Source organism: Psychroserpens sp. SPM9, assembly GCF_025153525.1.
Lineage (GTDB): Bacteria > Bacteroidota > Bacteroidia > Flavobacteriales > Flavobacteriaceae > Psychroserpens.
The window spans coordinates 247,140-272,067 of the sequence record NZ_JANZNR010000002.1 but is presented as its reverse complement, the minus strand read 5'-3'; the positions used below and the strand labels follow the sequence as shown (position 1 = coordinate 272,067).

25 protein-coding genes are annotated in these 24,928 nt (G+C 34.1%); 20 read left to right on the top strand and 5 right to left on the bottom strand.

The genetic code is table 11. The annotated features are described in order from the left end of the window. Positions 1-55 precede the first annotated feature (55 nt). From N4270_RS05070 to N4270_RS05060, 3 genes are all read left to right on the top strand, one after another. The gene (locus tag N4270_RS05070; RefSeq protein ID WP_260095849.1) at positions 56-1,429 is read left to right on the top strand and encodes a DUF1800 family protein; all 1,374 of its coding nucleotides are present in this window, start codon (positions 56-58) and stop codon (positions 1,427-1,429) included. A gap of 2 nt (positions 1,430-1,431) precedes the next feature. After that, positions 1,432-2,622: a DUF1501 domain-containing protein gene (locus tag N4270_RS05065; protein WP_260095848.1), complete on the top strand. Its 1,191-nt coding sequence runs from the start codon at positions 1,432-1,434 to the stop codon at positions 2,620-2,622. A 528-nt stretch (positions 2,623-3,150) separates the two neighbouring features. After that, complete coding sequence (locus N4270_RS05060) at positions 3,151-3,726, top strand: hypothetical protein (RefSeq protein WP_260095847.1); 576 nt, start codon at positions 3,151-3,153, stop codon at positions 3,724-3,726. A gap of 49 nt (positions 3,727-3,775) precedes the next feature. Here the strand turns inward: N4270_RS05060 and N4270_RS05055 are convergent, their stop codons facing one another. The 4 genes from N4270_RS05055 to N4270_RS05040 are packed head-to-tail and all read right to left on the bottom strand — an operon-like array spanning position 3,776 to position 7,147. Next, on the bottom strand, positions 3,776-4,909 hold the full coding sequence (locus N4270_RS05055) for an ATP-binding protein (RefSeq protein WP_260095846.1): 1,134 nt from the start codon (positions 4,907-4,909) through the stop codon (positions 3,776-3,778). Continuing rightward, entirely contained in the window at positions 4,906-5,637 is a 732-nt protein-coding gene (locus N4270_RS05050) for a phosphodiester glycosidase family protein (RefSeq protein WP_260095845.1), read from the bottom strand. Before N4270_RS05050 ends, N4270_RS05055 begins: the two co-directional genes overlap by 4 nt. Further along, the gene (locus tag N4270_RS05045) at positions 5,638-6,267 is read right to left on the bottom strand and encodes a hypothetical protein (protein WP_260095844.1); all 630 of its coding nucleotides are present in this window, start codon (positions 6,265-6,267) and stop codon (positions 5,638-5,640) included. It lies immediately after the preceding gene. 16 nt (positions 6,268-6,283) lie between these two features. After that, a complete protein-coding gene (locus N4270_RS05040) occupies positions 6,284-7,147 on the bottom strand; it encodes an aldo/keto reductase family oxidoreductase (RefSeq protein WP_260095843.1) in 864 nt (287 codons plus the stop codon). A 104-nt stretch (positions 7,148-7,251) separates the two neighbouring features. On the opposite strand from N4270_RS05040, the gene N4270_RS05035 reads away from it, so the two are divergent. From N4270_RS05035 to N4270_RS04955, 17 genes are all read left to right on the top strand, one after another. Further along, complete coding sequence (locus N4270_RS05035; protein WP_260095842.1) at positions 7,252-7,824, top strand: DUF4382 domain-containing protein; 573 nt, start codon at positions 7,252-7,254, stop codon at positions 7,822-7,824. 79 nt (positions 7,825-7,903) lie between these two features. After that, positions 7,904-8,710 carry a DUF4382 domain-containing protein gene (locus N4270_RS05030; protein WP_260095841.1) on the top strand — a complete coding sequence of 269 codons (807 nt, stop codon included), beginning with the start codon at positions 7,904-7,906 and terminating at the stop codon, positions 8,708-8,710. A gap of 178 nt (positions 8,711-8,888) precedes the next feature. Then, positions 8,889-9,890: a MoxR family ATPase gene (locus N4270_RS05025; protein WP_260095840.1), complete on the top strand. Its 1,002-nt coding sequence runs from the start codon at positions 8,889-8,891 to the stop codon at positions 9,888-9,890. 108 nt (positions 9,891-9,998) lie between these two features. Beyond that, positions 9,999-10,865 carry a DUF58 domain-containing protein gene (locus N4270_RS05020; protein WP_260095839.1) on the top strand — a complete coding sequence of 289 codons (867 nt, stop codon included), beginning with the start codon at positions 9,999-10,001 and terminating at the stop codon, positions 10,863-10,865. A gap of 43 nt (positions 10,866-10,908) precedes the next feature. Then, positions 10,909-12,588: a BatD family protein gene (locus N4270_RS05015; protein ID WP_260095838.1), complete on the top strand. Its 1,680-nt coding sequence runs from the start codon at positions 10,909-10,911 to the stop codon at positions 12,586-12,588. Then, positions 12,588-13,592 (top strand): VWA domain-containing protein, encoded by a 1,005-nt coding sequence (locus N4270_RS05010; protein WP_260095837.1) that lies wholly within the window; start codon positions 12,588-12,590, stop codon positions 13,590-13,592. Before N4270_RS05015 ends, N4270_RS05010 begins: the two co-directional genes overlap by 1 nt. Positions 13,593-13,597: 5 nt before the next feature. Next, positions 13,598-14,641 carry a VWA domain-containing protein gene (locus N4270_RS05005; protein ID WP_260095836.1) on the top strand — a complete coding sequence of 348 codons (1,044 nt, stop codon included), beginning with the start codon at positions 13,598-13,600 and terminating at the stop codon, positions 14,639-14,641. A 122-nt stretch (positions 14,642-14,763) separates the two neighbouring features. After that, on the top strand, positions 14,764-15,261 hold the full coding sequence (locus N4270_RS05000; RefSeq protein ID WP_260095835.1) for a hypothetical protein: 498 nt from the start codon (positions 14,764-14,766) through the stop codon (positions 15,259-15,261). A 1-nt stretch (position 15,262) separates the two neighbouring features. Further along, positions 15,263-16,093 carry a tetratricopeptide repeat protein gene (locus tag N4270_RS04995; protein WP_260095834.1) on the top strand — a complete coding sequence of 277 codons (831 nt, stop codon included), beginning with the start codon at positions 15,263-15,265 and terminating at the stop codon, positions 16,091-16,093. Positions 16,094-16,121: 28 nt separating this feature from the next. Then, entirely contained in the window at positions 16,122-16,256 is a 135-nt protein-coding gene (locus tag N4270_RS04990; protein ID WP_260095833.1) for a hypothetical protein, read from the top strand. 19 nt (positions 16,257-16,275) lie between these two features. Next, complete coding sequence (locus N4270_RS04985; protein ID WP_260095832.1) at positions 16,276-18,054, top strand: BatD family protein; 1,779 nt, start codon at positions 16,276-16,278, stop codon at positions 18,052-18,054. Positions 18,055-18,056: 2 nt separating this feature from the next. After that, on the top strand, positions 18,057-18,815 hold the full coding sequence (locus N4270_RS04980) for a tetratricopeptide repeat protein (RefSeq protein ID WP_260095831.1): 759 nt from the start codon (positions 18,057-18,059) through the stop codon (positions 18,813-18,815). Positions 18,816-18,873: 58 nt separating this feature from the next. After that, entirely contained in the window at positions 18,874-19,176 is a 303-nt protein-coding gene (locus N4270_RS04975; RefSeq protein ID WP_260095830.1) for a hypothetical protein, read from the top strand. 89 nt (positions 19,177-19,265) lie between these two features. Next, positions 19,266-20,846: a SulP family inorganic anion transporter gene (locus tag N4270_RS04970; protein WP_260095829.1), complete on the top strand. Its 1,581-nt coding sequence runs from the start codon at positions 19,266-19,268 to the stop codon at positions 20,844-20,846. 10 nt (positions 20,847-20,856) lie between these two features. Beyond that, the gene (locus N4270_RS04965) at positions 20,857-21,663 is read left to right on the top strand and encodes a universal stress protein (protein ID WP_260095828.1); all 807 of its coding nucleotides are present in this window, start codon (positions 20,857-20,859) and stop codon (positions 21,661-21,663) included. Positions 21,664-21,748: 85 nt separating this feature from the next. Continuing rightward, entirely contained in the window at positions 21,749-23,611 is a 1,863-nt protein-coding gene (locus N4270_RS04960; RefSeq protein ID WP_260095827.1) for a SulP family inorganic anion transporter, read from the top strand. A gap of 11 nt (positions 23,612-23,622) precedes the next feature. Further along, positions 23,623-24,252, top strand: a complete 630-nt coding sequence (locus N4270_RS04955; RefSeq protein WP_260095826.1) for a carbonic anhydrase family protein — start codon at positions 23,623-23,625, stop codon at positions 24,250-24,252. Positions 24,253-24,304: 52 nt separating this feature from the next. Here the strand turns inward: N4270_RS04955 and N4270_RS04950 are convergent, their stop codons facing one another. Further along, positions 24,305-24,835: a CvpA family protein gene (locus N4270_RS04950; RefSeq protein ID WP_260095825.1), complete on the bottom strand. Its 531-nt coding sequence runs from the start codon at positions 24,833-24,835 to the stop codon at positions 24,305-24,307. Between the last annotated feature and the right edge of the window lie 93 nt (positions 24,836-24,928).

The window sequence follows — 24,928 nt, the reverse complement described above, 5'->3', positions numbered from 1 at the left end:
TCATTTTTGAACGTATATAATTAAACCTAGTGCTTATTTTTTAGTCCTAATAACTATGAAACAACGTCATGTGCAACATTTATTCTGGAGAGCAGGTTTTGGAATAAGGCCAAAACAACTTAATACCGTATCTCAAAAAAGCAAAGAGCAGGTTGTTGATATGTTGTTTAAAGCATCTTCTAGTGCAACACCTCTTAAGGTAGACACTTCTGAAATTGATCATTTTTCCACAGCATATATCTTAAAAAATAAAACACAGCTACCCGAGTTTAGAAAAATAAGTAGAGAAAAACTCAAGACCTATAATGTGGCATGGGTCAATCGATTAGTGACTTCAAAAGAAACTTTAAGAGAAAAAATGACCTTGTTTTGGGCGAACCATTTTGTATGTCGCGATGAACATATTTATCATGTTCAGCAATACAATAACACTTTACGGAATCATGCATTAGGTCACTTTGGAGATTTTGTTAAAGCGATTTCTAAAGAAGCAGCCATGCTTAAATTTTTAAATAATAAGCAAAATCGAAAGCAAAAACCCAACGAGAATTTTGCCAGAGAACTAATGGAGTTATTTACTTTAGGTGAAGGCCATTACACTGAAGAAGATATTAAAGAAAGCGCAAGAGCTTTTACGGGATATAATAATAATTTTGAAGGCGATTTTATGCTTAGAAGGTTTCATCATGATTATGATTTTAAAACTTTTTTTGGTCATTCTGGTCGTTATGATGGTGATGATATTATAGATATTATTTTAAAGCAAAAGCAATGTGCTCGTTTTGTCTGCGGAAAGATTTATAGGTATTTTGTTAATGACACTATAAATGAAAAACGAGTTGAAGAATTAACCAATATCTTTTTTGAAGACTATAATATTGAACGTTTAATGCGTTATTTGTTTATGTCTGATTGGTTTTACGAGGAAGCCAATATAGGAATAAAGATAAAATCTCCAATTGAATTTTTAGTCGGCTTGAGAAAAACGGTTCCCGTGACATTTAAAAAAGAAAAGGACGTTTTTAAAATTCAGAAATTGCTAGGGCAAATGTTATTAAATCCACCAAATGTAGCTGGATGGAAAGGTGGAAAAAGCTGGATTGACAGTAACACATTGATGCTGCGATTAAAATTACCTTCGATTATTTTAGCTAATGCCGAAATATCTCTAAGAGAAAAAGGTGAGTTTGAAGATACTTTTGATAAGTACCGTTCAAACAAAAAGAAAAATGAATTTGTATCTGTTGAGGTCGACTGGGAAACCTTTAATTACCAGTTCAAAAATGTAAAGGTAAATGATTTAAAAACCTTGCTAATTATTCCTGAGCTTAGTGCTGGGACCGAAACCTATTTACAGACATTAAGTCAATCGTCAAAACAAGATTATTGTGTTCAGTTAATGTCATTACCAGAATATCAAATGTGTTAATTATGGACAGAAGACAATTTTTAAAACAATCAACGCTAGCAAGTAGCTTATTTTTTGTGCCTAGTTTTATAAAAGCATTTGAAAACGTATCAGCTTCTAGTTTGGGCTACAAACGACTTGTTATAATACAATTATCTGGAGGAAATGACGGTTTAAACACCATTATTCCGTTTCATAATGATGATTATTATCGCAATCGCCCTAAAATTGCAATTCAAAAAAAAGAAGCTATTAAGGTTACCGACGAACTTGGGTTTCACCCCAATTTACGTCCGCTAAAAAAGTTATATGACGAAGGTTATCTTACCATCATTAATAACGTGGGCTACCCAAACCCTAATCGCTCACATTTTAGAGCCACAGATATATGGCAAACAGGAAGTAGTGCAGAACAGTATTTAAAAACAGGTTGGATTGGACGTTATTTAGATAGCTATGGAAAAAAACCTTACAATGCCATTGAAATTGATGATAGTTTATCGTTAGTTTTAAAAGGAGAGCATATCAATGGAATTGCAACAACAAATCCAGCTGTTTTGTTTAGAACCTCTCAAGATCCCTATTTTAAGAATGTTTTAAACTATTACCAAGATGAACATTTAAGTGAGCATAATTTAGGGTATTTGTATAAAACTATGATTTCTGCTGAGTCTTCGGCAAAATACATTTTTGAAAAGTACAAAACGACGTCTAATACACAAACCTATCCAAATAACGGGTTTGCCCATCAGCTCAAGACCTCTGCTAAACTTATTAACTCTGGCATTGAAACTAAAGTCTTTTATGCCTCACTTAATGGATTTGATACGCACGCGGGACAAGTAAATAGTCAAGCGCGATTATTGAAGATTTATGCCGAAAGCATTGAAGCTTTTGTTAGAGATTTGAAACAGCAAGGGACATTTGATGATACACTTATTGTAACCTTTTCAGAATTTGGAAGGCGTGTAAAACAAAATGCTGCTAATGGAACAGATCACGGAGCAGCAAATAATCTTTTTATTATTGGGAATCAGTTAAAAAAACCTGGATTTTATAATGAACTCGCAAGTTTATCAGACTTAGATGACAATGGTGATTTAAAATATACAGTAGATTTTAGATCTGTTTATGCTACTATTTTAGACCGATGGTTAGCTGTGCAAGACGATGCAATTTTGAATGCCTCTTTTCCAAAACTAAAGTTTGTTTAAAGCTATAAAAACAAAAACCCTGTTTCACATTCGACACGTCGACATTGAAACAAGGTTATATGTAATTGATTAATAGCACTGCTAAAATCGTAAAAATTAAGTGTGTTTTCTAAAAAAAACTATAAGTGGTAAAAAAAACTGTATGAATGGTAATTATACGATTTTTCTGAATTAAAAAATTCGAATTTTAGTCAATTTGACTAGAAATCTAATGGCGTAAAAAACAAAAACCTTATCTCGCTTTCGGCTAACCGATGTTGAAATAAGGTTGTATGTAATTGATTAATAGCACTGCTAAAATCGTAAAAAAGGAAGTCACTTAGCAAAAAAAACTGTAAGTGGTTAAAAAAACTCTATGAATGGTAACGTTTTGAAAATTTCTTGGATTAAATGCCTAATTGAGGAAAAATAATTGACACTTGTGGCGGTGTGAGATTTTTCTTAACTAATAGACTATCAGTAATTTAATGTGTTTTTTTTAATTAAATTTATGTAACTTTAAGTCGCTATTAATCAATACATATTATTATGAAAACATTACTTAAATTAATTATGCTTTCTTTTTTTGTTTCACTTTCGTCTTGTGAAAATGAAGAAATTACTTCTGAAAACGCTTTGGATAGAGAGCCAAAAGATGAAAAAAGCCTATGTGAGACCGCTTATGCTTATGGTAAAAAAGATGAAGCAATCTGCTTTTTAGATGATGATGATTTAAACTCAAATAAATGGGGTTGGACAATTGGGCCTATTTCTGCTTATCATAACCAATCATATCCAATATATCAAGCTGCAGGAGGCTGCAACCTTGATAATGGAGAAGAAATAGGGACGCTAACTATCGTTTATGAGTCTGATTATGTTTTAGTAGATTTTGTTGCTCATGAAGGTTATGGTTTTTTTGAAACTCATCTATTTGTAGGAAATGAAAAATACCCGAGAAAGAGAAATGGGCAATTTACTGTTGCTCCTGGCCAATATACAGAAGGGCATAATATTTCTGATGGAGCATTAGACGATAGTTATAAAATCGATGATGTTGATGGAGATATATATGTTATTGCTCATGCTGTAGTGTGTCCTTTCAAAAAAGATGAGAAATTCTAAATTAAAATTTCAAATTGCAGTTAATAGTGATTAAAGTTTTAAATCACTATTAACTGTACTTTACTTTGCGTAAAATTCGAATCGCCTCTTGATACGAATTGTAAATAGTTTTGCTGTAAGCCTTTAAATAAGGTTTAGCTTCATTTAATTTATCTAAGGCTTCATGAAATGCGTTAAAATAGCATATAAGGTAGGTTGCTGGAAGGTTTTTAAGATCCAAGACTTCATTTTTATTGAGTGTAAAGCCTTTTTTTATTTTTTCTAAAATGGCATTATTAGAATTGTAGATATGATGGAGTACTTTTTTATCAAATTGTGGTGGCTCAAATAGAAGTTTGGTTTCAATGGTGTAGTGCGCATTGTCTTCAAAGTGAATTAGGGTTTCTTCTAACTTATAATACTTGTTTTGATTTTGAAGTCCTAAGCTCACATATTCTATTATTTTGAATGTATTACTGTCGTAAGTTATAGAAACTTCATCGAGCGTTGAAAAAAATAAACGAACTTGTTCATTGATTAATTCGATATCAACTCTAGAGAAAAAAACATCATTTTTGATTACTTTTTTCTGACCAGACCAACATAAAACAAAATACTCTTTAAACACTTTATACTGCGGATTGTAATCTTTACGTTTATTCATAAAATCGAAAACACCGTCTAATGTATATTCAATATTGTTTTGTGCATGCGCTTCTATAGCGTTTACAATTTTGGAATTAACATCTTTAATTTCAATATCAAATACTTTAGGCATGCTCATGCTTCCGTCTCTAAAAAACACCGAACCGCCATAATATTTCCAGATATTTTTTCGGAGAGAAGTAATTTTATCAATGGGTCTAATAGTAACTAATCCTACAACTTTATCATCAGGTAAATGTGGAAAAGGAATATTTTCATACTGGACTATAGGCGGATTAGTGAGATAAGCATTGATGAGGTTTTGAATTTTGCTGTCATCAAAAAAATGAACACCTATAATCTTATTATCTTCATCTTCAACACCAATAACAATAAAGGAATTGTTTTTAGGATTGCTATTAGAAAGTGCACAAATGTGTTTTAAAAACTTGGCTTTACCTTCTTTGTGCGTGATATCGACTTTTCGTTTTTTATCATAAAAGCTATTCTCATCATTGTGAGCAAGTAGGTTTTTGATAAGAAGGCGTTTGTTTATCATGGTTTAGTTTCAGCAATTATAACTCCAAAATTACCATCTAATTGTTCCCAGTTTTTATTTGGAAGATAGGTTTTAGAAATTTTACCATCCAGATATAATGCATTTTTACAACCATTACTTTTAAAGAAGTCGGCAAAATCATACAATGTGATGGTGTCTTTAGACATCGCAAATAGCAGATTGCCATTGGGCAAAATACCAACACCATTTCGTATATTATAATGTTTAGAATCTTTTACAAAAACAGGATGTATGTTATTGTCAATTACCAGCATAGGTCCCGATTGTGTCGCGTAAGTAATGCTAGCATCTGGAAGAAAATCGGATGTTTTACAAACAACACCCTTTTGCGCTTTTGTAATATAAAAAACACCATTTGGCTGTAAGTAGAAATTACCATAGCCTTTTTTAATCGTATCTATTTTAGTCTTGGTTATTCCATTTTCAATATATAAACCTTGTGGCGAACCATCTCTTAAATACATACCTCCATTCATTGCAAACACCAAATTTTGATGCTGCTTTTCAAGAGCTTGTTTTAAGGCATAATGATTTCCATAATTAATCCCCTGTTTATTTTGAAGGTAAAATTTTAAGGTTTGCTTTTTTAAATCTAGAGTATGAATTATAAACCTTGGGTCATTAATTTCTTGCTTACTTCTGAAAGCAGATAAACTAATAATTAAAATTATAGCTCCTAAAAGGCTTATTACTGCGACTTTTTTCATTTATAACAGACTGATTTCTCTTTTAATATTTTCTCGCGCTTGGGTTTCAAATTGCTTTTGATAGACATCGGTTAAATAAATTGATTCCCTCTCTAAAAAATGTTGCATCGCTTTTTTTCGTCCCGAATTATAAATAAAATCAGGATATATGGCATATTCTTTTCTTATGTTTTCAATATAAGTTTTATAGGTATTCCAAGCGCTTCCTAAAATGGATAAATCAATGTCCAAAAGGTATGCATTATCCTTATTCTCTCCTAGAATATTAACGTGGTTTTGAGTCGATTTGATTAAAATTTCGACTTTTTTAAGGTGTTTTTCATCAAAATCGAATGATTTTAAACGTTTTTGGGCAAATTCAGCACTTTTAAGTTCGTTGTTCTTTTTTGTGGCCTTGTAAATGATATCATGATACCAAATAGCAAACCTAAAACTATCATAATTAACGATATCTGCTTTAATAGTTTCAGCTTGTTTAAGCATCTCATAAATATGAGTTAAACTGTGATAATGTCTGTTTTTTGAGGTATAATAGGTTTTGATTTCTTTCCAGTAACGAGAAACTAATCCCGCATCAGTAGAATACTTTGAAGTTAATAAGGTCCACTCTTGTTGCAACCAGGTTGTCATAAATCTTCAATTGTATTTAAGGAACTTTATGACCTTGACAAGCGACTAATAGTTTAAACCAGTCTTCTAATTCTAAATCTATGGTTACAGCTTTTACGGCATCGGTAATTCGTTTTTTTGTCGTTGTACCTATCACTGGATGAATTTGTGAAGGATGTTTTAAAATCCAAGCTAAGAGCAATTGATCTTCGGTAGCATCGTACTTCTCTAGCAGCAGGCCTAATTGTTTGTGAATGCGTCTGGTTTGTTGGGTGTCTTCTCTAAAAACACTTCCTAAAGGCGACCAGGCCATAGGTGTAATTGCATGAGTCATCATAGCATCTAAATGACCATCATGCATGGCTGTATGTTGGGTGAGAGAAAATTCTATTTGATTGACCGAAATAGCAACAGATGTATTAAGAAGCTCCATTTGGGAAGGTGTAAAATTGGAAACACCAAACTGTTTAATGAGGCCTCTTTTTTTTAAATCTGAAACTGCTTCAGCAATTTCATCAGGTTGCATTAACGGACTTGGTCTATGAAGCAGTAATAGGTCTAAGTAATCGGTTTTTAAATGCTTTAAAGAAGTTTCGGCAGACCAAATAATATAGTCTTTACTATAATCGTAATGTTTTATAGTATTCGCTCTGTTTTCACTTTCATATTGAATACCACATTTACTAATTAACTCAATATCTTCTCGTTTAATACCACTTTCAGCAAAGGCAGATCCAAACTCAGCTTCAGTTGTATAGCCACCATAAATGTCGGCATGATCAAACGTACTAATGCCTTCATCGATACAATGTTGCATCAAGGATATCATCTCTGCTTTTGAAAGTTGCTTTCCCCAATGTCCCCATGTCATTGCACCTGCAATTAATCGAGAATATTTCACTTTTTTTTCAGTTTATAAGGTTTTTTTTGTAATTCATGTATAAAAATAGTCAAATATTGAAGAATAGGGTATTATTGTTTTATAATTAATTCAATGTCCCAATCATGAACTCTATTACTTCATACAAGCTCTTAGTTTGCAGCTTTTTCCTTCTGGTTTTTGCAACCGGATGTTCTAAAGAATACGATACAGAAACTTTTGAAAATACAAGTTTAGTTACGGTAAAACTTCAAGGAACACAAAGTGTTTTTAGTAAGGTTAATATAGAAGTGCTTGAGGTTCAATTTAGAGTTTTAGAAGATGAAAATGATCCTTATGCATGGGTAACTCTTAATACTATTAATACCGGAATTCATGATTTAAGTTCTATTACAGACAATCAAGTTGTGACTTTAGTTGATTTTGATGAAGTTCCATCAGAATTTATTTATAGCATTAAATTGGTATTAGGTGATCAAAACTCTGCTAAGAAAAATGGTGTCGAATACACACTGCTTTTAGATGCCGAAACCGAAAATGCTTCTGCTAATATTGTTGAAAAACAATTGATTTCTAATTCATTATATGAGTTTGTGATGGAGCTTGATCTGGATGAATCCATTGAAATTTCTACTGAAGGCAACGCAAAACTCGACCCTAAAATGAATACACTTTTAAGGCGATTTGAGTTGTTTTAATCACTATTCTTTAGTTAATCGAAACATCCAACTATTAATTTGCTGCGTATCTAAAGTATATAAACTCAAAATAATAGTTATGAATCCCATTAAAATAAAAAGTCTTTTTTTATTACTTCTTTTCTCAATCAGTTTAATCAGTTGTAACAATGATGACACACCTCAAACAGTTGAAGGAACTTCAAAATTATCCATAAAGCTTGTTGATGAACCTGGAGATTTTGAGCACGTATATGTAGAGGTTATTGATGTCATGGTCAAAGTTAATAATGATAGTGATGATGATAACTGGCAAAGTATTGAAGCTATTAACACAGGTGTTTATGATTTACTCGATTTAACAGGAGGCGTTAATGTGCTATTAGCTGATGCCTATGAAATTCCTTCAGGAACTTTAAATCAAATTAGATTAGTTTTAGGCGACGATAACACCATTGTTATTGATGGTGTCACAAACGAACTCACAACACCTAGCGCACAGCAATCAGGTCTAAAGATTCAGGTAAATCAAACTTTAGAGCCTAATTTTGAATATATATTCTGGCTTGATTTCAATGTTGATGAATCAATCGTTACTGCTGGAAATTCTGGAAATATTATTTTAAAACCAGTTATTAGAGCTACGACCGAAGTGTCTACAGGTACCATTAGCGGAAGTATTTCTCCAATTGATGTACAAACTCAAATTAGTGTCACTGTAGGCGATGAGATTGTTTCTACTTACGCTGACGAAAATGGTGATTTTTTATTAGTAGGCTTACCTCAAGGAATTTATGATGTTTTTGTAGCACCTAATCCTGATTCTAATTTCTCTGAAACCAATATCGAAAATGTCGAAGTTATTGTCGGTCAAAATACAATTATAGAAACCATTATTTTGCAATAAAATAAATAACATACTCTTAAAAAAGCAATGCCATTGGCGTTGCTTTTTTTTTGACCTTTCAAAAAGTCTAGTATATATCTAACTTTTAACCAATTCTTAACAGCATTACAGCAAAAATTTTAACAATTTGCGTACCTAAATTAATACGAGGTAATCTCAACGTTAAAACCTATATATAATGGAAGAAACTGGAACAATTGACATTAAAAGCATCAATGAAAAGATTGAAAAAGAAAGTGCTTTTGTTGATTTGTTAATGATGGAAATGAATAAAGTCATCGTTGGACAAAAACACATGGTAGAACGATTGCTAATTGGGTTGTTAGGACAAGGACATATTTTATTAGAAGGAGTTCCTGGTCTGGCAAAAACATTAGCCATCAATACCTTGTCACAAGCGGTAGATGGTAGCTTTAGCAGAATTCAGTTTACACCAGATTTATTACCAGCCGATGTTGTTGGTACCCTAATCTATAACATGAAGCTTAATGATTTCTCTATTAAAAAAGGACCAATTTTTGCCAATTTCGTGTTGGCCGATGAGATCAACAGGGCACCAGCTAAAGTGCAGTCGGCTTTATTAGAAGCCATGCAAGAAAAGCAGGTCACTATAGGTGATGAAACATTTATACTGGATAAACCATTTTTAGTAATGGCCACTCAAAACCCAGTAGAACAAGAAGGAACTTATCCGCTACCTGAAGCTCAGGTTGACCGTTTTATGCTTAAAACAGTTATTGATTATCCTAAGCATGCCGAAGAACAACTCATCATGAGAGCCAATCTTAAAGGAAGTTGGGAAAAGGTTAATCCTGTCGTTTCTGTTGATCAGATTTTGAAAGCACAAAAAGTGGTGCGAGAGGTTTATATGGATGAAAAAATTGAAAAATACATTCTCGATATAATTTTCGCGACACGTTATCCCGATCAATATCGTTTAGCCGATTTAAAACCGCTTATTTCATTTGGAGCTTCTCCTCGTGGTAGTATCAATTTAGCTAATGCTGCAAAATGCTTCGCGTTTATCAAACGAAGAGGCTATGTTATCCCAGAAGATGTTCGTGCCGTTGTTCATGATGTTTTGCGTCACCGTATTGGAATCACTTATGAAGCCGAAGCCGAAAATGTGACATCAGAAGATATCATCAACAAGATAGTTAACGAAATTGAAGTACCTTAATTAGTTCGCAGTATTCAGTTGTAGTAGGCATTACCTGTTTACTAAAATACTGAATATTTGTCACTGAAGATTGAGAGTGAAAACTGAGACTACTGCATACTAAAAGAAATGGATACCAAGGAATTACTAAAAAAAGTACGAAAAATTGAGATTAAGACACGCCGTTTGTCTGATCATATATTTGGAGGCGAATACCATTCGACATTCAAAGGTCGTGGTATGACTTTTTCTGAAGTCCGTCAGTATCAATTTGGTGATGATGTTCGTAATATTGACTGGAATGTAACCGCGAGATATAATGAGCCTTATATCAAGGTTTTTGAAGAAGAACGCGAATTAACCATGATGTTAATGGTTGATATTTCCGGATCAGAATTGTTTGGTACCGAAGAACAATTTAAAAATGAAATCGTTACCGAAATCGCAGCAACCTTAGCCTTTTCAGCAACACAAAATAACGACAAAATTGGGCTCATCTTATTTTCAGATGATATTGAACTTTATATTCCGCCTAAAAAAGGACGATCGCATGTCTTGCGTATCATTAGAGAACTTATTGAGTTTAAGCCTAAAAGTAAACTTACCAATATTTCTGAAGCTCTTAAGTTTTTGTCTAATGTGATGAAAAAGAAAGCTATCGTTTTTGTATTGAGTGACTTTATTGCTGATGACTATAAACAAACCTTAAAAATTTCGGCTGGACGTCATGATATTACCGGAATTAGAGTTTATGATAAACATGAAGAATCTATCCCAAACTTAGGAATGGTTCAAATGCAAGATGAAGAGTCTGGTGAACTGGTGTTAGTGAATACGGCATCAAAATCGGTAAGACAAAACTATAGTAAATACTACAACGAAAAAGTAGATTATTTTAAAGATACATTTACAAAATCCGGCTCTGGCACTATTGATTGCCGTGTCGATGAAAGTTATGTAAAAAAACTCTTAGGCTATTTTAAAAGAAGAGGTTAATTAAATGAATGTTTGGTCAGGCACCGTCGAGACCTATTGTACAATGAAGAGAAACAACTTAAATAGTAATAGTAGTAAACATCAAGGCTCAAGACCCTATTCAAATACCTTAAAGGGTGTGTTGTCTTTTGTCTTTTGTTTTGCATCTTTCTTTGCTTTTGCACAAGTAACCTCTTCAATTGATACAACAAAAATCAAAATAGGCGAACAAATTACCTACAAAATTCAGGTCGAAGCAGATACAACAGATATCGTGGTGTTTCCTGAAGGACAGACGTTTATGCCTTTAGAGATGATCGAGTCTTACAAAGTAGATACGACCAAGAATAAGGCAAAATTTAAACTGATAAAAACCTATGGATTAACTCAGTTTGACTCGGGATCTTACAGTATTCCGAAGCAAAAAATTGTCGTTGGAAACCAAACCTTCTATACCGATTCGCTCAGCGTTGAGGTTCATACGGTTGCAGTAGATACAACCAAGCAAAAGTTGTACGACATTAAACCCATGATAGCAGTAGAAAAAGCCTCAAGCAATTGGTGGAAATATGTGCTGTACATATTGTTGCCTTTGTTGATTGCTGCCTTTGTATTGTATTGGTTTATATGGCGAAAAAAACCGTTAACAGAAGAAGAGGAGATTGCTTTACTTCCGCCATATCACAGAGCAAAATTAGCCTTGCAGAAATTAGACGAGCGTGACTATTTGCAAAAATCTGAACTCAAAGATTATTATTCCGAATTGACCTTTATCATCAGAAAATACCTCGATGAAAAAGTTTATGATAGAGCGCTGGAAAGTACTACCGATGAACTCATTGACCGCCTTAATTTGCTTCGGGATGCTAATAAAATTGAGTTGAGCAAGGAAGATATCAGCAATATTGAAACCATATTAAAGCGTGCCGATCTGGTAAAATTTGCTAAATCTGCTCCAGATATTGAACTGGCTAAATTAGACCGAAACACTATTGATGTCGAAATTGATCAGGTACGTGAAGCCTTGCCAGAACCTTCGGAAGAGGAAAAATTGCTCGATCGCCAATACAAAGAAGAACAGGAGCGCAAGAAGAAAAAAGAGAAAATCTTATTAACTGTATGTGCCAGTATATTGATTTTGATTGCAACTTATGTTGGTTTCGGACTCAAATACGGCTTTGGTTATGTGACAGATACCATCGTTGGAAACGAAACCAAAGAATTACTTGAAGGCGACTGGGTACGAAGTGATTACGGCATTCCTCCAATAATGATTTCAACGCCTGAGGTTTTAGAGCGTACCGAAGTTCAAGCTATTGATAGCACACAAACTGTAAATCGCACGGCTTTTTCTTACGGAACGATTGATAGCGACTTCAATATTGCTGTTGGAACAACACGTTATCAGCTTAAAGAAGGAGAAGATATTGATGTCAAGGCTGCGATTGAAGAGACCATTAAATTATTAGAAAATAATGGCGCCAGAAATTTATTAGTTAAAGAAGAACAATTTATAACGCCTAATGCTGCTGAAGGGTTTAAAGTCTACGGAACCGGAGAGTTTCCTGCCAACAATGCTAAAGATGACTACAGAACAGGAGAATATGTTATTCTCGTTTTTGTGTCTACTGATAAATCGGTATTACAAAAAATTGCATTAATCTGGAATAATGAAAACGATTATGCCAATCAAATTATGGATCGTGTGATAGCATCTGTAGAACTCAAAAAAATTGAAGAGTAATGTTTGAAGGAATTGAGTTTTTAAATAAAGAATTTTTCTGGTTGTTTTTACTACTGCCATTAGCTATTCTATGGTATATTTTTAAACGAAAATACCAAACCGCCGAGCTTAAGATGTCGAGCATTAAAGGCTTTCAAGCAGGGAATTCTTTACTGCCTAAATTACGTCCATTATTATTTGTGTTACGCTTGTTGGCATTGGCATTTCTAATTGTAGCGCTGGCGAGACCACGAACTTCAGACGAAACAACCAAAACCAAAACGACCAAAGGTATTGATATTGTCATGGCTATAGATGTATCGGCAAGTATGTTGGCCAAAGACTTACTTCCTAACCGATTAGAAGCCTTAAAAAAAGTGGCAGCAGAGTTTATTCAAGGACGTCCTAATGACAGAATTGGCCTTGTAGAATACGCTGGAGAAAGTTATACAAAAACACCAATTACAAGTGATAAAGGTATTGTGTTGCGCTCACTCAGAGATATTAAATACAATGAAATTATAGAAAGTGGAACGGCTATAGGAATGGGATTAGCAACCGCTGTAAACCGCTTAAAAGACAGTAAAGCCAAAAGTAAAATTATCATCTTGCTTACTGATGGTGTCAATAATTCGGGATTTATTGATCCAACGATTGCCAGCGAATTGGCTGTAGAATATGGTATTAAAGTTTATACCATTGGTCTGGGTACAAACGGTATGGCTCTTTCCCCTTACCATATTTTACCTAATGGCAACTTTCAATACCGAAGAGTACAAGTAGAGATTGATGAAGAACTGCTCAACGAAATTGCAGACGTTACCGGAGGCGCTTATTTTAGAGCAACCGATAATAAGAAGTTAAAAGAAATTTATAACGAAATAAATAAACTGGAAAAAACTGAAATCGAAGAAATCAAGTACACTACTTACGATGAAAAATATCGTCCGTTGTTACTTATTGCTATAGGATTATTACTCTTAGAAGCACTTCTTCGTTTAACTGTTTTTAGAAGTTTTGTATAGCTAATATGTTTGATTTTCAATTAGAAGAAAAAGTATGGTTTTGGATATTACTGGTTATTCCGGTAATCATCCTGCTATTTGTAATCCTTCAAATTTGGAAGTACCGAACCCAAAAACGTTTTGCCAATACGACTTTATTAAAACGTTTAAGTCCGAACCAATCTTTGTTTAAATCCATACTAAAAATTGCTGTATTGTGTTTGGCTTTTGGATGTCTCGCTATAGCATTAGTGAATCCTAAAATTGGTACAAAACTAGAAACAGTAAAGCGTCAAGGCGTAGATATTGTATTTGCTTTAGACGTTTCTAAAAGTATGCTTGCCGAAGATGTGGCGCCAAACCGATTAGAAAAATCGAAGCAATTGGTCAATCAGATTATAAATAACCTTGCCAGTGATCGTGTCGGAATTATTGCTTACGCAGGAAAGGCTTTTCCGCAATTGCCAATTACTACAGATTATGCCTCGGCAAAGATGTTTTTAAACCAAATGAATACAGACATGCTGTCTTCTCAAGGTACGGCAATCAATGAAGCAATAGAATTGGCTAAAACTTATTTTGATGATGAAGAACAAACCAATCGCGTGCTCATTATTATTTCCGATGGAGAAGATCATAGCGATGTGGCGAGTAATGTTGCTGAAGAAGCTAGCGATGAAGGCATTCGAATTTTTACAATTGGTGTTGGTGATGTCAAAGGTGGTCCAATTCCAATCAAACGAAATGGCGTATTATTGAATTATAAAAAGGATGGAAATGGCGAAACCGTTATTACCAAACTCAATGAAGAAACACTAAAAGATATTGCCGAAGAAGCCAAAGGCGCTTATATTAAAGGAAATAATACAGCTGAAGTGATTGAAGAGATTAAAGACATCTTAAACCGTATGGATAAAACCGAATTTGAAGCCAAAGAATTTGCAGATTATAAAGATCAATTTCAATGGTTTTTAGGCTTCGGAATCTTCTTTTTATTTTTGGATATTTTCTTTTTAGAACGAAAAACAGCTTGGTTAAAACGCCTCAATCTGTTTAATGAAAATTTCTAATACCACTTCATAAATAACAGAAAATAGCGGTTAAAGAAAGCTTTTAAGGCTAAATATTTTATAAATTCTTTAACTATAACAAGTCTAAGTCTTTTTTAACTTGCGAGTTAGATATTAAAACAATGAACCAAACTAAATTTTTAGTACTGTTTTTAATCCTGCCCATCATCACCATTGGTCAAGACAGAGATTTGTCGGCTTTTAGACCTCTCGTTGATAAAACTTGGGTTGCTGAAGGTAAATGGGAAAATGGGACAGAGTTCAAGCAAGAGGTGAACTTTCACTATGATTTGGATAATAGTATTGTTATCGCAAATTCAAAAGGCTTTGTCAATCAGGAACAAACTAAATATGGTCCTAGAAATCATGGGGTGCGACAGTATGATAAAGCGAGTAAAAGTTTTAAGTTTTGGGAGTTTGATGTCTTCGGAAATGTAACTACTGGCACTGTTGTTTTTCAAGGAAAAAATATCTTGTATCACTATAAATATGGTGATCTAATGATGACAGATATGTGGGAATATGTAGACGAATCTATCTATAACTTTAAAGTAGGAATTTACGCTAACGGAAACTGGGAACAATATTATCTCAATACCGTTTTTAAAGCAAAAAAATAATATGAGAATCACAGGTATACTTGTTTTGATGTTGCTTACCAACTTTGGTTTTGCTCAGGATAAAGACAAAGAAAAGGCGCAACAAGTGTCATTACAAAAAGCTAAAGATTATGTCTATCAAGGCAATGAACTGGCAGAAGCAGATAATTATATCTATGCCGAAAAGGAATATAGAAAAGCCATTTCAAAAGCACCTTCAGTAGTTGCAGGTGCCTATAATTTAGGAAATACCTATTACGAAAAAGGCAATTATGAAGAAGCCTTATACCGACATACACAAGCTGCAGAACAAGCAAGCTCTAAATCAGAAAAACACAAAGCATATCACAATATTGGCAATATTTTAATGAAAGAAGAACTGTGTAAAGAAGCAGTTGAAGCCTATAAAAATGCCTTGCGTAATGATCCTTCAGACGATGAAACGCGTTACAATTTGGCCATAGCTAAAGAGTGCGCAGCGCAACAGCAACAAGAAAAAGATAAAGAAGAAGATAAAAAAGACGAGGATAAAGAGGACGAAGACAAAAAAGAAGATAAAAAGGAAGACGAGAAAAAAGAAGACCCTAAAGATCAAGGTGACCAAGATAAAAAGGAAGGTGATGATCAAAAGGATGATGAAGGCAAGCCTAAAGACGATAAAGATCAAGGTAAAGGCGATAAGAAAGAAGATCAAAAACAAAAAGGAGAACCAAAACCTAAAGAAGGTCAATTATCTCCTCAGCAAATCAAAAATTTGCTAGAAGCAATGAATAACCAAGAACAAAAAGTACAGCAAAAAATTAATGCTGAAAAACAAAAAGGCGCCAAAGTAAAGCCAGAAAAAGATTGGTAATCGTATTGCAATTTTAAATCTAAATCATATGAAATCAATTCAACCCTTAAAACTTAATGTGGTTGAGGTGCCTTCAGAAAAGAAAGATATTTTTGGAGGTCGCATCATGAAAACCATAAGTAGAACCTTAACATCCGACCAAATTTCACTTACTGTTAAATAATATATCAGGAGATCGATACATGAATACCCTTAAACACATAACCGTAATTTTTGTATTGCTTGTGACGAGCATAACATCGGCTCAAGTAAAATTTGAAGCTAAAGTGAGCAAGACCAAATTGGGCGTTAATGAACGTTTGCGAATCGATTTTGTAATGAATAAAGATGGTGATAATTTTAATCCGCCCGACTTTAACGAGTTTACAGTTGTTGCAGGTCCAAATACATCCGTGAGCAATTCATGGTACAATGGGAAACATTCCTATACCAAAACCTACAGTTATTTTTTAGCGCCAAAACGCAAAGGGAATATTACCATTGGAGAAGCTTCTATAGAAATTGACAACGAAGTTTTTACAACAAAAGCATTAACTGTAAATGTGACAAATGCTGTAAAACGACCTAATGATCCCGATAATGTAGAAGGTGTTGCTTCAGAAAGTATTCATTTGGTAGCCGAAGTTTCTAAAGCCGATCCTTATCTTAATGAAGCGATAACGGTTGTTTACAAGCTTTATGTGTCTACCGATATTGGTGTGAGCAATTGGCGCGAAGTTGAAAATCCGAGATATAATGATTTTTGGAGTCAGAAAATTGATGTCAAAGGCTTGCGGATTCAAAACGGAAGTTACCAAGGTAAAGATTATAGATATGTGGTGCTTCGGAAAGCAGTATTATATCCGCAAAAAACAGGCGAACTAGAAATAGAACCTTTAACCTTAGATATAACCGTTGAAGTACCAACACGTCGTAAAAATATTTTCGGCGGAAGACATATGGCTGAAGTCAACAGAACGGTTTCGGCAGGAAGCCGTAAAATCAATGTAAAAGCATTACCAGAAGAAGGCCGACCTGAAGATTTTACAGGAGCCGTTGGAGATTTTAAATTTAATGTGATTACGTCAAAATCAGAATTAAACGCTTCCGAATCTTTACAAGCAACTGTTGAGGTGAACGGAAAAGGAAACTTAAAACTGTTTGAATTACCAAAATTGACGCTTCCTAGTTCTTTAGAAGTGTATGAGCCAGAACATCATGAAAATGTGCGCACCAATTTAAGTGGTATGCAAGGGTCTATATCTGATAGCTATACCATTGTGCCTCAGTACAAGGGCAAATACCCAATTCCTACAGTATCGTTTTCATATTTTGATCTCGAAACCGAAACCTATAAACGCGTGTCTTCTGGAGAGATTATTATAGATGTGATTGAAGGCCCAATAAACAATTCAACTGGCGATGATAACTTAGCGACAACAACTGATGGGACTTCAACCGAAACGACGCCAAATAGTAACCAGTTTGCCTTTATCAAAACAGAGGCCAATCTCAAACCTATCATACATACACCGTTCTTTAAATCTACCGGTTTTTGGACCTCGCTATTATTGCCGCTTTTGGTTATTCCTTTGGCGATATTTTACCGTAAGAAACGTGAAGAGCGCAACGCTGATGTCTTTGGAAATAAGATTAGAAAAGCAGATAAATTAGCCAAACGCTACCTCAGTGAAGCTAAGAAATCTTTAGGTGATAAAGAAGCTTTTTATGTAGCTCTTGAAAAAGCATTACATAATTATTTAAAAGCAAAACTTCATATCGAGACGAGTGAATTCAGTAAAGATAAAATTGAAGAAATTCTAATGAATCGTCAGGTTAATGAAGCGACAGTAAAAGAGTTTATTAATATTTTAGAGCATTGCGAATTGGCAAGATATACACCAATTACCAATGTAGAAATGCAGCAAGATTACGACAAAGCAGCATCGACCATTTCAATTATAGATAAAGAAATAAACTAGTGATGAAACAGCTCATTTATATCATTACACTTTTTATAAGCAGCTTGTCGTTGGCACAAAATGAGGCTATTTTTGACCAAGCCAATGCTTTGTACAATGAAGGCAATTACGAAGCTGCCTTAGGAAAGTACAATACCATTTTAGAGTCTGGGCAACATTCGGCTGCCTTGTATTTTAATATAGCAAATGCCCATTACAGGTTAAATCATATCGCACCTAGTATTTATTATTTTGAAAAAGCATTACTCTTAAAACCGAATGATAAAGAGATCAAGAACAATATTGTGTATGCGAGAAATATGACGATTGATGATATTGACGATATTCCTGAAGTTGGGTTTTCCAGACTCGTTACCAATACTACAAACCTAATGAGTTTTGACAATTGGGCGAAAACAGCCATTGGGATGGTTGTGCTTTTCATTGTCTTATTTTTAATCTATTATTTTTCTGAAAGCACGTCCAAAAAACGGTTTGCATTTGTCTCTAGTATGCTTAGCATACTTATAGCCTTCTTGGCTTTAGGCTTTGCTTTTCACAAGTATGAATTAGTGGAAAAAAATCAACCAGCCATTGTTTTTGCTGTAGAAACACCTATTAAAAGTGAACCTAACTTACGAAGTCCTGAATCTTTCAAACTTCATGAAGGTACAAAGGTGCAAGTGTTAGATACGGTTTCTAATTGGAAGAGAATTGAACTTTCTGATGGCAAAACTGGTTGGATTTCAAGCGATGCCATCAAAATGTTGAAGGTTTTTTAAACATTCTTTAACAAAGAATTGAATTTCTTAGCTTATCTTTGTCAACTTTAAGAAAAATATGAAACAGAAGTTATCAGCTTTATTTTTTTTACTGATTTTCACAGCGCTTATTACAGCGCCTTCTGTTGTTATGGCCATTGATAACACAATTGATATTTCTTGCTTCTATACGATTAACGAAGAAGAAGAAGAAAAAGGCCCTCAGGTTAACAAACAAGGAAAAGTCTTTTATCATGAATCTATGCATATGTTAGATTACGTTAAAGGCTTTGACAAAAAAAGGAAGTTTGCTTATTTTTTTAAAAACTATCCCAAACCACATCTTAATTTAATTTCTCCCCCTCCAGAATTCATTTTCTAATTTTTAAGGCTAGACAAGTTTTTGTCTAAAAACAAATTATTAAAAATTAGCTATAGAATTAAACGCTATAGCGCAAATGAATTACGCATATGTTTAAAACTATTAAAAGTGACTTACCAGCGAGTATAGTCGTATTTTTTGTTGCATTACCTTTATGTTTAGGTATTGCATTAGCCAGTGGAGCGCCTTTATTTTCAGGACTTATTGCTGGTATTATTGGAGGTGTTGTTGTTGGAGCCTTAAGTGGGTCTAAAATTGGAGTGAGTGGTCCAGCAGCTGGATTAGCAGCCATTGTATTATCTGCTATTGGTACACTTGGTGGTTATGAGAATTTTTTAGTAGCTGTAGTATTGGGTGGAATTATTCAATTAATCTTTGGGTTTCTTAAAGCTGGAGTTATTGGGTATTATTTCCCGTCATCAGTTATTAAAGGAATGCTTACAGGAATTGGTATTATCATTATCCTAAAACAAATACCTCACTTCTTTGGTTATGATTCTGAACCTGAAGGCGCTGATAGCTTTTTAGGAGCTTCAGGAGAAAATACCTTTTCAGCAATTTTAAATATCGTTGATAATATAACAGTAGGATCAATGGTAATTGGTATGATTGGATTGGCCATTTTATTATTATGGGATAAAGTGCTGTCTAAAAAAGGAAAGATTTTTCAACTTATTCAAGGCCCATTAGTGGCTGTAGTGATTGGAATTATTTTCTTTTCATTAACTCAGTCTAGTGAATCTTTAGCAATTAGTCAATCACATTTAGTGAGTGTCCCAATTCCTGATGATGTCGAATCGTTCTTAGGTCAATTTAGTTTTCCAAACTTTTCAGCGATTACAAATCCTGATGTATGGATCGTTGCATTTACTATTGCACTCGTCGCAAGTTTAGAAACCTTACTTTGTGTTGAAGCAACAGATAAGCTAGATCCTGAAAAAAATGTGACTCCAACCAATAGAGAATTATTAGCTCAAGGTACAGGGAATATTTTTTCTGGAATGGTCGGAGGTTTACCAATTACACAGGTAATTGTGAGAAGTTCTGCTAATATCCAATCGGGAGGTCGAAGCAAAGCTTCAGCTATTATCCACGGATTTTTATTATTGATCTCCGTAATTCTCATTCCGAGGTTATTGAACATGATTCCGTTATCTGTTTTAGCTGCCATATTATTTATTGTAGGTTTCAAATTAGCTAAACCTAAATTATTTAAGCAGATGTATCAAATGGGATGGAAACAATTTGTGCCTTTTGTTGTAACGGTTGCTGGTATTGTTTTTATTGATTTGCTTTGGGGAATTGGTCTAGGCTTAGCTGTTGGTATTGTTGTGATACTACTTAAGAGCTACCAAAACTCACACTTTTTACACATCGTAGATGAAAGTAACGGTAAGCATAAAATTAAAATGACACTTGCCGAAGAAGTTACGTTTTTTAATAAAGGAGCCATTCTTAAAGAGTTAGATAGCTTACCTAGAGATACGTTTTTAGAATTGGATGTAAGAAAAACAAGATATCTCGATAATGATATTATTGAAATTCTTGATGATTTTGCTTTTAAAGCTAAAGAACGCAATATTGATATTCAACTTGTTTCAGAACGAGGGATTGTTAAAAACCCAGAAAGTTTTATTGAGTTTTTTAAACTCAGACCAAAATCAGCTTAAATCAGAACCAATGAAAAGTAATAAATATAAAATACTTGTCCTTTCAGATATGAATGACAAGACCCTTAATATCATAAAAAATGGGGTTAGCCTAGCTAAAATGATTGATGCAGACCTTCACTTTTTCCATGGAAAAAAACCAACAGAACTTGTTGAAAAAGAGAGTCAGCTATCTGCCATGCGAACCATAAACAAATCCTATGTATCTATCAGTAATGATATTCAGGATTTAGCAACGACCATTTCTAACGATTATGACGTTAAAATGAGTTATAGTTATGCAGTTGGAAATCTTAAAAATGAGATCCAAAGTTGTATTTCTTCTTATAAGCCAGATGTGATTGTACTTGGAAAGCAAAAATCTAAGCCTCTTAGTTTTTTAGGAGATAATATCACAGCTTATATTATTAAAAACTTCAAAGGCGCTATAATGATTGCTTCAGATGATAAAGTATTAGAACCTAATACAGAATTATCTTTAGGGGTTATTGATGGTACGAACTCAACAAGTCCTATGGAATTTGCGACGTCTATATTAAAACACACGCAAAAGCCATTAAAATTGTTTAAAATTAATACTGCCGATAAGCAAAACGAAAGCCCATCTGTAGTTTCAGATAAAAAAACAGTAGAATTACATTTTGATTATGGAGACAATTCAATCAAGAGTTTGTCTAATTACCTTACAAAAAGTAATGTGAATCTATTGTATTTAAATAAGCAAAATGCAAAAAGTAAAACTGCCTTAAAGGATGTAATCAATACTGTCAACGTATCGATGTTAATATCAGAAGGGCAATTGTCTGTAAGCCAATGATAAACTTTATTTATTTGGCGAAATAGACAAATACTGATTGATTTACTATTAAAAATCGTAAATTTAAACGAATAACATTCAAACTATGAAGAACTTATTTTCAAATATCAAAGGCGATGCTTTTGGTGGGATCACCGCAGGAATTGTTGCATTACCATTGGCATTAGCATTTGGAGTATCTTCAGGTTTGGGCCCTAGTGCTGGACTATACGGAGCTATTTTTATTAGTTTCTTTGCCGCACTCTTTGGCGGGACTAACACACAAATATCGGGACCAACAGCACCTATGACAGCCGTAAGTATGGTTGTTATTGCTGGGATTATAGCTGCTAATGACGGAAGTATTGAAAAAGCACTTCCGGCAATTTTAACAGTTTTCTTACTGGCAGGTTTGATGCAAATTGGTTTGGGTGCCATTGGTTTAGGAAAATACATTCGGTATATTCCTTATCCTGTAGTCTCTGGATTTATGACCGCTATTGGTGTGATTATTTTGGTGACACAAATTTTGCCATCTATAGGTTATTATCCTAAAGAGGATGTCGACTTTGTAAATCAATACAAACCACAAGCCGAAGAAGTTATTCTGGAAAACATTCTTAAAGAAGAAGCAGGTGAAGGTATTTTAGTTCTTGAAAATTTTAAAGAAACCATTACTAGAGCAGAGAAAATCAGCCAAGATGATATTTTAAAAGAATCTCAAACATTAGCAGCTAAAGAAGCCTCAGGTGTTTTGGGAGCCTTAAAAGTATTGCCAAGAGCCATTAAAAATATTAACTGGTTAGAATTACTATTAGCTCTTGGAACCATCTTTATTATCTACGGATTTAAACGGATTACAACTAAGATTCCGAGTACACTAGTCGCCCTCATTGTCATGTCGGCAGTAGCCATACTCTTTAACTTAGATTATCGTCCTATTCCTGAAATCCCACAAGGACTTCCTGAACTAAAGACCGAAATCTTTACCAATTTTAGTCTGGGTAGTATTACGCCCTATATTTTTACGGCACTTACCTTATCCTTATTAGGCGCTATCGATTCGCTATTAACGAGTGTTGTTGCCGATAATATGACAAAAACCAAGCATCAGCCAAACAAAGAACTGGTTGGGCAAGGTATAGGTAATAGTATCGCAGCGTTATTTGGAGGTATTCCTGGAGCTGGAGCAACGATTCGTACGGTAGTGAATATCAATTCAGGAGGAAAAACCAAGCTCTCAGGAATGATTGCTGGTGTTTTGTTGTTTTTTATCTTATTAGCATTAGCACCAGTTGCATCACAAATTCCAGCAGCAGTTTTAGCAGGAATATTAATTACCGTTGGTATTGGTGTGATGGATTATAAAGGCTTACGTGCCATACCAGCATTACCTAAAGATATTAAATTCGGACCACTTAAATTGAGTTCAGAAGTACTTATTATGCTCGTTGTTTTGGTACTTTCTTCTTTTTGGGATTTGGTTTATGCAGTGGGTATCGGACTCGTAATTGCGTCGTTAATGTTCATGAAGAAAATTGGTGACCTCACTGCCGAACGCTCTGACGTGAAACCCTTAAAAGAAGAAGCCTGGGCTGATGAGTCTGAATTTCCAGATAAATTAAAAGAAGAAGTGTTTATTAAACACCTAAAAGGACCATTGTTTTTTGGTTCAACATCAGATTTCCAGCAATTGACCTTACAAATTCCAGATACGGCATCTATGGTTATTTTACGTCTAGGTAGAATGCAGTATATGGATCAATCAGGGTTGTATGCTATGGAAGACATGCTTCAAGAATTAAAAGCTAAAGGTATCGATGTCGTATTTGTAAATCTGTTAAAACAACCTCGATATATGATGGAACGTATCGATATTATACCAGATTTTATTTCTGAAGACCATATTTTTAACTCCTTTAAGGAATGTTTAAGATGGATTAAGTTAAATGTAAAAGATGAATATTAATAAAATTTAAAATGAAGAATATTGCAATAACAAAAGACGCACAAAGCGCATTAACACCAAACGGTGTATTACAAGATTTATTAGAAGGAAATAACCGTTTTGTAAACGGAAATTCTCAAGCCACAGATAATTCAGCATTAGTGAATCAAACGATTGGAGGGCAATTTCCAAAAGCTGTTGTATTATCATGTATCGACTCTCGCGTACCTGTAGAAACAGTATTAGACCAAGCTATAGGTGATGTATTCGTCGCAAGAGTTGCTGGGAATTTTGAAAATACAGATATCTTAGGAAGCTTAGAATACTCTTGCAATGTCGCAGGTAGTAAGTTGATCTTAGTTTTAGGTCACGAAAGCTGTGGAGCTGTTAAAGCAGCCTGTGATGGTGTAGAATTAGGAAATATTACAGCGATGTTAGACAATATCATGCCAGCCGTTAGAAAATCAGCCAATGAAGTTGATGGTGAAGCCAATTCCTCGAATAAAGAATTTGTCGCTAAAACTGTAGAGAATAATGTAAAATTAACCATTGAGCGTATTCGTGAAAAAAGTCAGATTCTAACCGAAATGGAAGACAATGGAGAAATAAAAATTGTTGGAGGTGTTTACAGTTTACACACCGGAAAAGTAGAAATGCTTTAAAACAACAACATTTAATACCTTAAAAAACTGTCTATGTCAATAGGCAGTTTTTTTATGCTTCAGATGTTGCTTCATCAGGGTCATCAGCAGGATCATCTTTCCCTTTATTTAAAATACTCGGGAAAATCATGGGCGCCAATCCTTTCACAGGCTGGTATAAAATAGAATCTTCCAGATCTTCTTCATCAGCAAAAGGAATAGAATTATTCATCGTATCGAAAACAATAAGCAAAACACTTAAAATTAAGCCTATTTTAAGAGCCCCAAACACGCCGCCTAGTAATTTATTTAAAATCCCAAGTGCAGCAAAATCAGCTAATTTAGTAAGGGCTTTTCCTGCAAGTGCAATTATTAAGACGATAATAACAAACGTAATGGCAAAGGCTACAATATTGATGTATTTTTCATCCCAATCAAGCTTACTGTCTAAAAATTCAGCAGCAAAATTACTAAAGTGAATCGCACCATAAACACCAGCCACGAGAGCCACAAGTGACGCCACTTCTACAAAAAGCCCTTTCATAAACCCTCGTATAAGCCCAAATAACAAAAGCGCTCCTAAAATAATATCAATTACTGTCATCCCTAGTTCGTTTTAACAAACCTACATAATTTTTACGATTTTATATAAATAACGCTAAAAAGCATCACATAGTTTATGTAACTTTGCCAACCT

Excerpts from the sequence above, each read along its gene's own strand:
- N4270_RS04960 (WP_260095827.1), top strand. The coding sequence starts at position 21,749 with ATGAAGAACTTATTTTCAAATATCAAAGGCGATGCTTTTGGTGGGATC.
- N4270_RS05000 (WP_260095835.1), top strand. The coding sequence starts at position 14,764 with ATGAACCAAACTAAATTTTTAGTACTGTTTTTAATCCTGCCCATCATC.
- N4270_RS05010 (WP_260095837.1), top strand. The coding sequence starts at position 12,588 with ATGTTTGAAGGAATTGAGTTTTTAAATAAAGAATTTTTCTGGTTGTTT.
- N4270_RS04995 (WP_260095834.1), top strand. The coding sequence starts at position 15,263 with ATGAGAATCACAGGTATACTTGTTTTGATGTTGCTTACCAACTTTGGT.
- N4270_RS04980 (WP_260095831.1), top strand. The coding sequence starts at position 18,057 with ATGAAACAGCTCATTTATATCATTACACTTTTTATAAGCAGCTTGTCG.
- N4270_RS05005 (WP_260095836.1), top strand. The coding sequence starts at position 13,598 with ATGTTTGATTTTCAATTAGAAGAAAAAGTATGGTTTTGGATATTACTG.
- N4270_RS05020 (WP_260095839.1), top strand. The coding sequence starts at position 9,999 with ATGGATACCAAGGAATTACTAAAAAAAGTACGAAAAATTGAGATTAAG.
- N4270_RS04955 (WP_260095826.1), top strand. The coding sequence starts at position 23,623 with ATGAAGAATATTGCAATAACAAAAGACGCACAAAGCGCATTAACACCA.
- N4270_RS04985 (WP_260095832.1), top strand. The coding sequence starts at position 16,276 with ATGAATACCCTTAAACACATAACCGTAATTTTTGTATTGCTTGTGACG.
- N4270_RS04965 (WP_260095828.1), top strand. The coding sequence starts at position 20,857 with ATGAAAAGTAATAAATATAAAATACTTGTCCTTTCAGATATGAATGAC.
- N4270_RS05050 (WP_260095845.1), bottom strand. The coding sequence starts at position 5,637 with ATGAAAAAAGTCGCAGTAATAAGCCTTTTAGGAGCTATAATTTTAATT.
- N4270_RS04970 (WP_260095829.1), top strand. The coding sequence starts at position 19,266 with ATGTTTAAAACTATTAAAAGTGACTTACCAGCGAGTATAGTCGTATTT.
- N4270_RS05070 (WP_260095849.1), top strand. The coding sequence starts at position 56 with ATGAAACAACGTCATGTGCAACATTTATTCTGGAGAGCAGGTTTTGGA.
- N4270_RS05065 (WP_260095848.1), top strand. The coding sequence starts at position 1,432 with ATGGACAGAAGACAATTTTTAAAACAATCAACGCTAGCAAGTAGCTTA.
- N4270_RS05035 (WP_260095842.1), top strand. The coding sequence starts at position 7,252 with ATGAACTCTATTACTTCATACAAGCTCTTAGTTTGCAGCTTTTTCCTT.
- N4270_RS04975 (WP_260095830.1), top strand. The coding sequence starts at position 18,874 with ATGAAACAGAAGTTATCAGCTTTATTTTTTTTACTGATTTTCACAGCG.
- N4270_RS05055 (WP_260095846.1), bottom strand. The coding sequence starts at position 4,909 with ATGATAAACAAACGCCTTCTTATCAAAAACCTACTTGCTCACAATGAT.
- N4270_RS05045 (WP_260095844.1), bottom strand. The coding sequence starts at position 6,267 with ATGACAACCTGGTTGCAACAAGAGTGGACCTTATTAACTTCAAAGTAT.
- N4270_RS05015 (WP_260095838.1), top strand. The coding sequence starts at position 10,909 with ATGAAGAGAAACAACTTAAATAGTAATAGTAGTAAACATCAAGGCTCA.
- N4270_RS05025 (WP_260095840.1), top strand. The coding sequence starts at position 8,889 with ATGGAAGAAACTGGAACAATTGACATTAAAAGCATCAATGAAAAGATT.
- N4270_RS05060 (WP_260095847.1), top strand. The coding sequence starts at position 3,151 with ATGAAAACATTACTTAAATTAATTATGCTTTCTTTTTTTGTTTCACTT.
- N4270_RS04950 (WP_260095825.1), bottom strand. The coding sequence starts at position 24,835 with ATGACAGTAATTGATATTATTTTAGGAGCGCTTTTGTTATTTGGGCTT.
- N4270_RS05030 (WP_260095841.1), top strand. The coding sequence starts at position 7,904 with ATGAATCCCATTAAAATAAAAAGTCTTTTTTTATTACTTCTTTTCTCA.
- N4270_RS04990 (WP_260095833.1), top strand. The coding sequence starts at position 16,122 with ATGAAATCAATTCAACCCTTAAAACTTAATGTGGTTGAGGTGCCTTCA.